At 73.6% G+C, this 13,026-nt stretch carries 1 protein-coding gene and 1 pseudogene; both read left to right on the forward strand.

From position 1 onward, the window contains the following. Window positions 1-5,022, forward strand: coding sequence for a type I polyketide synthase (locus OG370_RS37065; protein WP_443060925.1), 5,022 nt, complete (start codon window positions 1-3; stop codon window positions 5,020-5,022). 73 nt (window positions 5,023-5,095) lie between these two features. Further along, a pseudogene (locus OG370_RS37070) lies at window positions 5,096-12,958 on the forward strand (type I polyketide synthase); the annotation flags it as partial. Window positions 12,959-13,026 lie beyond the last annotated feature (68 nt).

The raw sequence follows: 13,026 nt of genomic DNA on the forward strand, positions 1-13,026 counted from the left end.
ATGGCGAACGAGGAGAAGCTCCGCGACTACCTCAAGCGCGCGATGGCCGACCTGCACCAGGTGCGGCGCCATCTTCGCGAGGTCGAGGCCAAGGAGCACGAGCCCATCGCCATCGTGTCGATGAGCTGCCGGTTCCCCGGCGACGTGCACACCCCGGAGCAGTTGTGGGAGCTGGTGGCCGAGGGCCGCGACGGCATCTCCGCCTTCCCCGACAACCGCGGCTGGGACCTGGCGGCGCTGTACGACCCGGAGCCGGCCACCCCCGGGAAGACCTACGCCCGCGAGGGCGGATTCCTGCACGACGCCGGCGAGTTCGACGCCGACTTCTTCCGGACCAGCCCCCGCGAGGCCGCGGAGACCGACCCGCAGCAGCGGCTGCTGCTGGAGGCCGCCTGGGAACTGCTGGAGCGGGCGAACATCCCGCCCGACTCGCTCAAGGGCAGCCCCACCGGGGTCTTCGCGGGCGTCGTCTACCACGACTACGCCGCTGCCGGGGTCGGCAGCCTCGCCAGCGTCGCGTCCGGCCGTATCTCGTACTGCCTCGGCCTGGAAGGGCCGGCCATCACCGTCGACACCGCCTGTTCCGCGTCGCTGGTCTCCGTGCACCTGGCCATGCAGGCGCTCAGGTCCGGCGAGTGCTCCCTCGCCCTGGCCGGCGGCGCCACGGTGATGACCACCCCGACGTCCTTCGTCGGCTTCAGCCAGGAGCGCGGGCTCGCCCCCGACGGCCGCTGCAAGTCCTTCTCCTCCGACGCCGACGGCACCGGCTGGGGCGAGGGCGTCGGGCTGCTGCTGCTGGAACGGCTCGCCGACGCCCGCCGCAACGGCCACCCCGTCCTCGCCCTGGTCCGCGGCTCGGCGGTCAACCAGGACGGCGCCAGCAACGGCATGTCGGCGCCCAACGGCCCCTCCCAGCAACGGGTCATCCTCCAGGCGCTCGCCAACGCGCAACTCTCCCCGCAGGACGTCGACGCCGTCGAGGGGCACGGCACCGGCACGCGGCTGGGCGACCCCATCGAACTCCAGGCACTGCTGGCCACCTACGGGCAGCAGCGCGACCCCGGCCGGCCGCTGTGGCTCGGCTCGATCAAGTCCAACATCGGGCACGCCCAGGCCGCGGCCGGGGTCTCCGGGATCATCAAGATGGTCCAGGCGATGCGTCACGACACCCTGCCGCGCTCCTTGAACATCAAGGAACCCGTGTCGGAGGTCGACTGGACCTCCGGTCACATCCGCCTCCTCACCGAGGCCCGCCCCTGGACCCGCGCCGACCACCCGCGCCGCGCGGGAGTCTCCGCGTTCGGCCTGAGCGGCACCAACGCGCACGTCATCATCGAGGAGGCCCCCGACGACGACCCGGCCGAGGCCGACCAGCAGGGCACGCTCCCGGACGTCCTGCGCACCCAGGCGCAGCGCCTGCGCTCGCAGGTCGAGGAACTCGCCTCCTCCGTCGTCATCCCGGTCGTCGGCCGCAGCATGGACGAGATCTGGGCCCCCACCCAGCGCGGCCGCACGCACCCGAAACCGTCCGCCCCCGCCGTGCCGTTGCCCCTCTCCGCGCACAGCGGCACGGCACTGTCCGCCCAGGCCCGCCGGCTGCTCGACCACGCCGCCACCGGCAGCCACAGCGTCATGGACCTCGGCTACTCCCTGGCCACCACCCGCTCCGCGCTACGCCACCGCGCGGTGGTCGTCGCGCAGGACCGCGCGGAATACCTGCGCGGCCTGGAGGCGTTGGCGGCCGGCGAGGTGCGGGCCGATGTCTTCCAGGGCGCGGTGGCGGAGGGCCTGACCGCGTTCGTGTTCACCGGGCAGGGTGCGCAGCGGTTGGGGATGGGTCGGGAGTTGTGTGGGGCGTTTCCGGTGTTCGCGGCGGCCTTCGACGAGGCGGTGGCGGAGTTGGACCACCATCTCGGGTTCTCGTTGCGGGAGGTGTTGTGGGGTTCGGATGCGGCCCGGGTGAACGACACCGTCATTGCTCAGGCGGGGTTGTTCGCGTTCGAGGTGGCGTTGTTCCGGTTGGTGGAGTCGTGGGGGGTGCGGCCGGACTTCGTGGTGGGGCATTCGATCGGTGAGGTGGCGGCTGCGTGTGTGGCGGGGGTGTGGTCGGTGGAGGATGCGGCGCGGGTGGTGGCGGCGCGGGGTCGGTTGATGCAGGCGTTGCCGGCGGGTGGGGCGATGGTGGCGATCGGAGCCTCCGAGGCCGAGGTGTCCGGGGAGTTGCCGCAAGGCGTGTCCATCGCTGCGGTGAACGGTCCGTCGTCGGTGGTGGTGTCCGGTGTGGAGGACGCCGTGGCCGAGCTGGCGGAGGTGTTCGCGGGGCGGGGGTGCCGTACGAGTCGGCTGCGGGTGAGCCACGCGTTCCATTCGGCGTTGATGGAGCCGATGTTGGCGGAGTTCGGCGAGGTACTGGACGGGGTGTCGTATGCGGCGCCGACGATTCCGGTGGTGTCGAACGTGACGGGCGGCCTGGCGACGGCCGAGGACCTGTGCAGCCCCGACTACTGGGTGCGGCACGTGCACGAACCGGTCCGCTTCCTCGCCGGCATCCGCCACCTCGGGCAGAAGGGAGTCACCACCTTCCTCGAAGTCGGCCCCGACGCCGCACTCACCCCGGTCGTCCCCGACTGCCTGCCCGACGACGGCGACCACGCCTGCGTACCGCTCCAGCGCCGCGACCGCGGCGAGGAACGGGAGGCGGTCAGCGCCCTCGCGCTCCTCCACGTCCGAGGCGTCCCCGTCGAATGGTCCGCCTTCTACGCCGGCCGCGACGCCCGCGCGGTGGACGACCTGCCCACGTACGCCTTCCAGCGCAAGTGGTACTGGTGGCAGGCAGCCGACGGGGGCGCGGCACCCGGCGCGACCGGCGGCGACCCCACCGACAGCGCGCTGTGGGACAGCCTCGAACGCACCGGACTGCCCGAACTCGCCGCGCATCTGAAGGTCGGCGTCGACGCCCTCGGCCAGGTGGTGCCGGCGATGACCGAGTGGCGCCGCGGCCGGCGCGAGGCCGCGACCACCGACACGTGGCGCTACCAGGTCGGCTGGCGGCCCGTCACCACCCCCGCTCCCACCGGCCCGCAGGGAACCTGGACGGTCGCCGTCCCCGCCGGACTCGACGACGACGCAACCGTCCGCACCGTCCTGGACGCCCTCACCGCGCACGGCGCCGACCGCCTCGCCCTGATCCGCGTCGACGCCGACGACGACCGCGCCGGCCTGGCCGTACGGCTGACCGAGCAGGCCGCCGACGGCCCGCTCGGTACCGTCGTCTCCCTGCTCGCCTTCGACACCACCGGGCATCCGCGCCACCCCGCCCTCACCCGCGGCTGCGCGGAAACGCTCCTGCTCGCCCAGGCACTCGCGGACGCCGCGCCCGACGCCCGCCTGTGGTGCGTCACCCGGCAGGCCGTCGCGGCCACCGCCACCGAACCCGCCGACCCCTACCAGGCGCTGCTGTGGGGCCTCGGCATCGGCCTCTCCCTGGACCGCCCCGACGCCTGGGGTGGCCTGGTGGACCTGCCGGAGACCGTCGACGCGGCCGCCGCCCGCACCCTGTGCGCCGTCCTCGCCGCAGACGGTGGCGAGGACCAGCTCGCCGTACGCCCCGGCGCCCTCCTGGCCCGCCGCATGCTGCGCGCCCCACGGGACGGCGCCGTCGCGCCGCGCACCTGGCGGCCCGAGGGGACCACCCTGATCACCGGCGGGACCGGCGGCCTCGGCGCGCACGTCGCCCGGATGCTCGCCGACCTCGGCGCCGCACACCTGGTGCTCACCAGCCGCCGCGGCCCGGCGGCCGAGGGCGCCGACGCCCTGCGCGCGGAACTCGCCGCCCGCGGCACCCGCACCACCGTCGTCGCCTGCGACGTCGCCGACCGCACCTCCCTCGCCGCGCTGCTGGACTCCCTGCCCGCCGACGCGCCCCTGCACGTCGTGCACGCCGCCGGGGAACTCCAACGACTCGCGTCCGTCACGGAGTTGACCGTCGAGGAGGTGAACCGGGCCGCCCATGCCAAGGTGGTCGGCGCCGCCCTGCTCGACGAACTCCTCGCCGACCGCGAGCCGGCGACGTTCGTCCTGTTCTCCTCCGGCGCCGCCGTCTGGGGCAGCACCGGCCAGGCCGGCTACGCCGCCGCCAACGCGTTCCTCGACGCCCTCGCCCACCGCCGCCGCGCCCAGGGCCGGACCGCCACCTCGATCGCCTGGGGCTCGTGGGACGGCGGCATGGTCGACGCCGAACTCGCCGCCACCATGCGGCGGTTGGGCGCACCCCCCATGCCGCCCCGGCTCGCCGTCGGCGCGCTGCGGACCGCCCTGGACCACGACGAGCACCACCTCGTGGTCGCCGACATCGACTGGGCCCGCTTCGCCCCCGTCTACACCATGGCCCGGCCCCGGCCGCTGCTCGACGGCCTGCCCGAGACCCGCGGCGCTCTCACCGCGGCACCCGCGCAGGACCCTGCCGCCGGCGCGGCCCTGCGGGACAAGCTCGCCACGATGTCGCCCGCCCGCCGCAGGCACACCGTGGTCGACCTGGTCCGCAACCACGTCGCGGCCCTGCTCCACTACGACGACCCGGGCGAACTCGACACCGCCCGGCCCTTCACCGACCTCGGATTCGACTCGGTCGCCGCTACCGACCTGCGCACCCGCCTCGCCACGGCCGGCGGCGTCCCGCTCGCGGCCACCGTGGTCTTCGACCACGCCACCCCCACCGCCCTCGCCGACCACCTCCTCGCCCGACTCGGCCTGGACGAGCAGGCCCGCGCCACCGCCGTCCTCGCCGAGGTCGAACGCCTGGAGCAGGCAGCCGCCGAACTCACCCCGCGGGAAGTCGAGGAGCACGGCATCGCCGCCCGGCTGCGCGCGCTGACGGCCCGGCTGGCCGGTGACCCGCCCGGCGCCGACACCGGCGGCACCGACCCGGCCGCGCCCGGCGGGCCGGACGTCGGCGCGCGCCTCGACGAGGCGTCCGCCGACGACGTCCTCGCCTTCATCGACCAGGAGCTGGGGCTGTCCTGACCGACCGCGCAAGCGCCCCGACCGGAGCCGGAATCCAGTCCCCACCGGGACCGAAAGGTGTTGTGAAACAGGGATGGCTGACGACGCCAAGCTGCTGGACTACCTCAAACGTGTCACCGCCGATCTCGCCCAGACCCGGCAGCGGCTGCGCCACGCGGAGGCGGCCGACCACGAGCCGATCGCGATCGTCGCCATGGGCTGCCGCTTCCCCGGAAGCGTCTCCTCACCCGAGGACCTGTGGCGGCTGGTGGCCGGCGACGGCGACGGCATCGCACCGTTCCCCACCGACCGCGGCTGGGACCTGGCGCGCCTCGGCGGTGACGGCGACGCCGGCACCAGCTACGTGCACGAGGGCGGATTCGTCGACGGCGCCGGCGACTTCGACCCCGGCCTGTTCGGCATCGCCCCCCGCGAGGCGCTGGCCATGGACCCGCAGCAGCGGCTCATGCTGGAGATCTCCTGGGAGACCCTGGAGCGCGCCGGCATCGCCCCCGACGCGCTGCGCGGCGCGCCCGTCGGCGTCTTCGTCGGCTCCGGCTTCCAGGACTACGGCGACCTGCTCGACGCCGCCCCCGAGGTCGCCGAGGCGTACCTCGGCACCGCCGCCGTGGCCGCCGTCATCTCCGGCCGCATCTCCTACACGCTGGGCCTCGAAGGCCCCGCCCTGACCGTCGACACCGCCTGCTCCTCCTCCCTCGTCGCCGTGCACCTGGCCGCCAAGGCGCTGCGGCAGCGCGAGTGCACCCTCGCCCTCGCCGGCGGTGTGATGATCATGTCCACCCCCGGCCCGTTCGTCGCCTTCAGCAAGCAGGGCGGCCTCGCCGCCGACGGCCGCTGCAAGTCCTTCTCCGACAGTGCCGACGGCACCGGATGGGCCGAGGGCGCCGGAATCCTGCTGCTGGAACGGCTCAGCGACGCCCGCCGCAACGGCCACCCCGTACTCGGCCTGATCCGGGGCTCCGCGGTTAACCAGGACGGCGCCAGCAACGGCATGTCGGCGCCCAACGGCCCCTCCCAGCAGCGGGTGATCCGGCAGGCCCTGGAGGCGGCCGAACTCACCACCGCCGACATCGACCTCGTGGAGGCGCACGGCACCGGCACCACCCTCGGCGACCCGATCGAGGCCCAGGCCCTGCTGGCCACCTACGGCCGCGGGCGCCCCCAGGACCGGCCGCTGTGGCTCGGCTCCCTCAAGTCGAACATCGGGCACGCCCAGGCCGCCGCCGGCGTCGGCGGCATCATCAAGGCCGTCATGGCCATGCGGCACGGCACCATGCCCCGGACCCTGCACGTCACCGAGCCCTCACACCACGTCGACTGGACCGCCGGCAACGTCAGGCTGCTCACCGAGCCCGTCGCGTGGCCCTCGACCGGGCACCCGCGCCGCGCCGGCGTCTCCGCCTTCGGCCTGAGCGGCACCAACGCCCACGTCATCCTGGAACAGGCGCCGGAGCAGGACGACGAGCACGCCGAGGAGTCCGCGGACCCGGCTCTCTCCACGGCCACGGCCCTGGACCGCCCCGCCGGGCTGCCGCTCGCCTTCACCGTCTCCGCCCGCGGCTCCGACGCGCTGGCCGCGCAGGCCGCCCGGCTCGCCGCCCACGTCGGCACCGCGGACCCGCTCGGCACCGCGCACGCCCTGGCCACCGGCCGCGCCGCACTCGAACACCGGGCGGTCGTCGTCGCCCCCGACGGCGTCACCGCACGGACCGCGCTCGCCGCTCTCGCGGAGGGCCGGAGCACCCCCGGCATCGTGCGAGGCGTCGTCGCCGACGGCCTGACCGCGTTGGTGTTCACGGGGCAGGGTGCGCAGCGGTTGGGGATGGGTCGGGAGTTGTGTGGGGCGTTTCCGGTGTTCGCGGCGGCCTTCGACGAGGTGGTGGCGGAGTTGGACCGTCATCTCGGTTTGTCGTTGCGGGAGGTGTTGTGGGGTTCGGATGCGGCCCGGGTGAACGACACCGTCATTGCTCAGGCGGGGTTGTTCGCGTTCGAGGTGGCGTTGTTCCGGTTGGTGGAGTCGTGGGGGGTGCGGCCGGACTTCGTGGTGGGTCATTCGATCGGTGAGGTGGCGGCTGCGTGTGTGGCGGGGGTGTGGTCGGTGGAGGATGCGGCGCGGGTGGTGGCGGCGCGGGGTCGGTTGATGCAGGCGTTGCCGGCGGGTGGGGCGATGGTGGCGATCGGGGCCTCGGAGGCCGAGGTGTGTGCGGAACTGCCGGAGGGCGTGTCGGTTGCGGCGGTGAACGGTCCGTCGTCGGTGGTGGTGTCCGGGGTCGAGGACGCCGTGGCCGAGCTGGCGGAGGTGTTCGCGGGGCGGGGGTGCCGTACGAGTCGGCTGCGGGTGAGCCACGCGTTCCATTCCGCCCTGATGGAACCGATGTTGGCGGAGTTCGGCGAGGTGCTGGACGGGGTGTCGTACGCGGCGCCGACGATTCCGGTGGTGTCGAACGTGACGGGTGGCCTCGCGACGGCCGAGGAGTTGTGCGATCCCGGTTATTGGGTGCGGCATGTGCGGGAGGCGGTGCGCTTTGCCGATGGTGTGAGTTGGTTGGCGGGTGAGGGGGTGTCCCGGTGGGTCGAGATCGGTCCGGATGCGGTGTTGTCCGGGATGCTCACCCCCTGCCTCGAAGCCGGCGCCGAAGCGGACAACGCAGCTACCAGCGCCGCCAGTTCGGCGGTCATCGTGCCGCTGGTGCGCCGTGATCGCCCTGAGGAAGTGGAAGTCCTCACCGGGGTGGGGCGGTTGTGGACCTCGGGCGTGGCCGTGGACTGGCGCGAGACCTTCACCGGCCCGGCGCCGCGCCAGGTCGTGGACCTGCCTACGTATGCCTTCCAGCGCCGGCACTACTGGGTGGCTCCGCGGCACACCGCGGGCGACGTCGCCGCCGCCGGGCTCAGCTCGGCCGACCACGCGCTGCTCGGCGCGTCCGTGACGCTGGCCGACTCCGAGGGCACCCTGCTCACCGGCCGGCTGTCCCTTGCCACCCACCCGTGGCTCGCCGACCACCGGATCGGTGGCGCGATCCTCTTCCCCGGCACCGGCTTCGTCGAACTCGCCCTGCGCGCAGGCGAACAGGTCGGCTGCGGAACGCTCGACGAACTCGTCATCGAAGCGCCGCTGGTGCTGCCGGAGCAGGGCGGCGTGCAGATCCAGGTCACCGTCGGCGCACCGGACGCCACGGGCGTACGGCCGCTGGGCGTCCACTCCCGGGCGGAGGAGGCCGCGCCGGACGCGCCCTGGCAGCGCCACGCCACCGGAACGCTCTCCATCGCCGCACCTGCCGCCGACCCCGAGGACCTGCCGCAGTGGCCGCCACTCGGTGCCGAGGAGCTTGCGCTCGACGACATCTACCAGGACCTCGCGGCCGCCGGGCTGGAGTACGGCCCCGTCTTCCAGGGCCTCACCTCGGCCTGGCGCCACGACGGCGCCGTGCTCGCGGAGGTCACCCTCCCGCAGCAGGCCCACGCCGACGCCGAGCGCCTCGGACTGCACCCCGCCGCCCTCGACGCCGCCCTGCACGCGATCGCCTTCACCGGCGCGGCCGACGGCCAGGCCGCGGTGCCCTTCTCATGGAACGGAGTCGTGCTGCACGCTTCCGGCGCGTCCGGTCTGCGGGTCCGGCTGCGGCGCACCGGACCCGACTCCGTCTCCCTGGAAGCGGCCGACACCGCCGGCCGACCGGTGGCGTCCGTCCAGCAGCTCACCGTCCGCCCGCCGTCCCGCGACGCCATCGCGGCGGCCCGCTCGGCGGGCGACGGCGCGCTGTTCCGGCTGGAGTGGACGCCGCAGGCGGCCCCGGCCGTCCTGGGTGCCCCGGGCGCCGCGACCGCTCCGACCGTTCTGCCGCAGGACGTCCAGGTGCTGCACAGCGTCCCCGGCGACGACGCCGACGCGGTACGACGGGCCACCCACGCCGTACTGGAGGCGCTCAGGACGCTGCTCGGCGCACAGCCCCCCACGCGGGACGGGGACGCGGAGGGGGCGGGGGCGGGAGCCGCTGCCCAGGACGTGGCGCGGGAGGAGGACGACACCGAAGGGATCGGCACCGAAGGGATCAGTGCCGAACGGGTCGGCGGCGCGGGCCGGTTGGCCGTCGTGACCCGCGGCGCGGCCGGACCTCGCGGGGAGGGCGTCACGGACCTCGCCGGCGCCGCGGTGTGGGGCCTGGTCAGGGCCGCACAGTCCGAGCACCCCGACCGTATCGTTCTCGTCGACCTGGCCGGCGAACCCGACGACGAAGGGGTCGCCGTCGCCCTCGCCAGCGGCGAGCCGCAGGTCGCGATGCGTGACGGCGTCGTCCACGTGCCCCGCCTCACCCGGCTTCCGCAGGCCCCCGCCCCTTCCGAACCGACCGGCACCGAACCGACGGACGCCGAACCGACGGGCGCCCAACCGACCGGCACCGCGCCCGCGTTCGGCCCCGACAGCACCGTCCTGATCACCGGGGCGACCGGTTCCCTCGGCGGGCTCCTCGCCCGCCACCTCGTGCACCGGTACGGCGTGCGCCGCCTGCTGCTCACCAGCCGCCGCGGTCCCGCCGCTCCCGGCGCCGACGCGCTGCGCGACGAACTCGCCACCATGGGTGCCGATGTGGACCTCGTGGCGTGTGACGCGGCCGACCGCCAGGCCCTCGCCGAGCAACTGCGCCGGACGGCGCCCACCGCGGTCGTGCACGTGGCCGGTGTCCTCGACGACGGCGTCGTCACCGAACTCACCCCCGACCGGATCGACACCGTGCTGCGCCCCAAGGCGGACGCCGCACTCCACCTGCATGAGCTCACCGCCGGACTCGGCCTCACCGCGTTCGTCATGTTCTCCTCCGGAGCCGGCGTCCTCGGCGCCCCCGGCCAGGCCAACTACGCCGCCGCCAACGCCTTCCTCGACGCCCTCGCCGAGCACCGCCACGCCCAGGGCCTGCCGGCGCACTCCCTCGCCTGGGGCCCCTGGGCCGACGCGTCCGCCGCCGGCCCCGCCGGGATGGCGGCCGCTCTCGACGCCGGCCAACGGTCCCGTATGTCACGAGGCGGCGTCCTGCCGCTCACCGCCGACCACGGCCTCGCCCTCTTCGACGCCGCCGTCGCCACCGACCTGCCGGCCCTGGTCCCGGTCCGGTTCGACCTGGCCGCGATGCGGCGCCAGGCGGACGACGTTCCGGCGGTCCTGCGCGGCCTGGTCCCGCCGGCTCGGCGACGCCGTGCCGACGGCGCCCAAGACGCCGCCGCCGCGCTGCGCCGGCAGTTGGCCGCCCTCCCGGCAGCAGACTGGCCCGCCGCCTTGCTCGACGTCGTCCTCCAACGCGTCGCGCTCGTCCTCGGCTTCGGCTCCACCGGAGCCGTCGAGCCCGACCGCGCCTTCCGCGACCTCGGCTTCGACTCGCTGGCCGCGGTCGAACTCCGCAACGGCCTCGGCACCGACACCGGTCTGCGCCTGCCGGCCACTCTCGTCTTCGACTACCCGACCGCCACCGTCCTGGCCCGCTACCTGTGCGAGGAACTCGCCGGCCACCACTCCGTCGACGCTGCCGCGCCCACCGCGGCCGCCGCCCCGGCCGCCGACGACCCGATCGTGATCGTCGGAATGGCGTGCCGGTATCCGGGTGGGGTCTCCTCGCCGGAGGATCTGTGGCGGCTGGTGGCGGACGGCGTGGACGCGATCTCGGAATTTCCCGCCAACCGCGGCTGGAATACCGAGGAGTTGTACGACCCGACAGGTGAGCGGCCGAACACGAGCTATGTCCGTGAGGGTGGATTCCTGCACGATGCGGGGGAGTTCGATCCGGCGTTCTTCGGGATCAGTCCGAATGAGGCGTTGGTGATGGACCCGCAGCAGCGGTTGCTGTTGGAGGTGTCGTGGGAGGCGTTGGAGCGGTCGGGTATTGATCCGGCGTCGTTGCGCGGGAGCGCGACGGGTGTGTTCGCCGGGATGATGTACCACGACTACGCCGCGAACAGCGGCACCGGCGCGATTGCCTCCGGTCGGATTTCCTACGTGTTCGGCCTGGAGGGGCCGGCGGTGACGGTGGACACGGCGTGCTCCTCCTCACTGGTGGCACTCCACTGGGCGGTGCAGGCGCTGCGTTCGGGTGAGTGCTCGCTCGCGCTGGTCGGCGGTGTGGCGGTGATGGCGACCCCTGAAGCGTTCGTGGAGTTCAGCCGTCAGCGCGGCCTCGCGCGTGATGCTCGGGCGAAGTCCTTCTCCGACGCGGCGGACGGCACGGTGTGGGGTGAGGGCGCGGGAATGCTTGTGGTCGAGCGGCTTTCCGACGCTCGGCGGAGCGGCCACCCTGTCCTGGGTGTGATTCGTGGAATCGCGGTGAATCAGGATGGGGCGAGTAACGGTTTGACGGCGCCGAATGGTCCGGCGCAGCAGCGGGTGATTCGTGCGGCGTTGGGTGCGGCGGGGTTGTCGGCGCTGGATGTGGATGTGGTGGAGGGTCACGGGACGGGGACGTCGTTGGGTGATCCGATCGAGGCGCAGGCGTTGTTGGCGACGTATGGGCGTGGTCGGGTGGAGGGTTTGCCTTTGTGGCTGGGCTCGTTGAAGTCGAACATCGGTCATACGCAGGCGGCTGCCGGTGTCGGTGGTGTGATCAAGATGGTGGAGGCGTTGCGGCGGGGGGTGTTGCCGCGGTCGCTGCATGCGGGAACGGCGTCGGGTGAGGTGGATTGGGCGTCAGGTGCCGTGGAGTTGTTGGTGGAGTCGCGGGAGTGGCCGCCGGTGGGTCGTGCACGGCGGGCGGGGGTGTCGTCGTTCGGGATCAGTGGGACGAACGCGCACGTGATCATCGAGCAGGCCCCCGACGAGGCCGAGTTGGCGCCGCTGGAAGTTGGGTCTGGGGCTGGTTCGGGGTTGGTGGCGTGGGTGGTGTCGGGTCGTTCGGAGTCGGCGGTGGTGGGTCAGGCGGTTCGGTTGGGTGAGTGGGTGGGTGGGGTTGGCAGTGGTGTGTCGGTGGGTGATGTGGGGTGGTTGTTGGCGGGCCGCTCCGAATGGGAGCACCGTGCGGTGGTCGTTGGGCAGGACCGCGCCGAACTGGTGCGGGGGTTGGAGGCGTTGGCGGCCGGTGAGGCGCGGGCGGCGGGTGTGTGTCGCGGGGTGACGGCTTCGGGTCGTTCGGCGTTCGTGTTCACGGGGCAGGGTGCGCAGCGGTTGGGGATGGGGCGGGAGTTGTGTGGGGCGTTTCCGGTGTTCGCGGCGGCCTTCGACGAGGTGGTGGCGGAGTTGGACCGTCATCTCGGTTTGTCGTTGCGGGAGGTGTTGTGGGGTTCGGATGCGGCCCGGGTGAATGACACGGTGGTGGCGCAGGCGGGGTTGTTCGCGTTCGAGGTGGCGTTGTTCCGGTTGGTGGAGTCGTGGGGGGTGCGGCCGGACTTCGTGGTGGGTCATTCGATCGGTGAGGTGGCGGCTGCGTGTGTGGCGGGGGTGTGGTCGGTGGAGGATGCGGCGCGGGTGGTGGCGGCGCGGGGTCGGTTGATGCAGGGACTGCCGGCGGGTGGGGCGATGGTGGCGATCGGGGCCTCGGAGGCCGAGGTGTCCGGGGAGTTGCCGGAAGGCGTGTCGGTTGCGGCGGTGAACGGTCCGTCGTCGGTGGTGGTGTCCGGCGTCGAGGACGCCGTGGCCGAGCTGGCGGAGGCGTTCGCTGGGCGCGGCAGCCGCACGAGCCGCCTGCGGGTGAGCCACGCGTTCCATTCGGCGTTGATGGAACCGATGTTGGCCGAGTTCGGCGAGGTGCTGGACGGGGTGTCGTACGCGGCGCCGACGATTCCGGTGGTGTCGAACGTGACGGGCGTCCTCGCGCAAGCCGAGGACCTGTGCACCCCCGACTACTGGGTGCGGCACGTTCGAGAGGCGGTGCGCTTCGCCGACGGCGTCAGTTGGCTGGCGGATCAGGGGGTGTCACGGTGGGTCGAGATCGGCCCGGACGCGGTGCTTTCCGGGATGCTCACCCGCTCGAATCCGCCACCGAAGCTGTCAACGCATAACGCTGACGCAGCCACCAACGGCTACTA

The organism is Streptomyces sp. NBC_00448, assembly GCF_036014115.1.
Classification (GTDB): Bacteria; Actinomycetota; Actinomycetes; order Streptomycetales; family Streptomycetaceae; genus Actinacidiphila.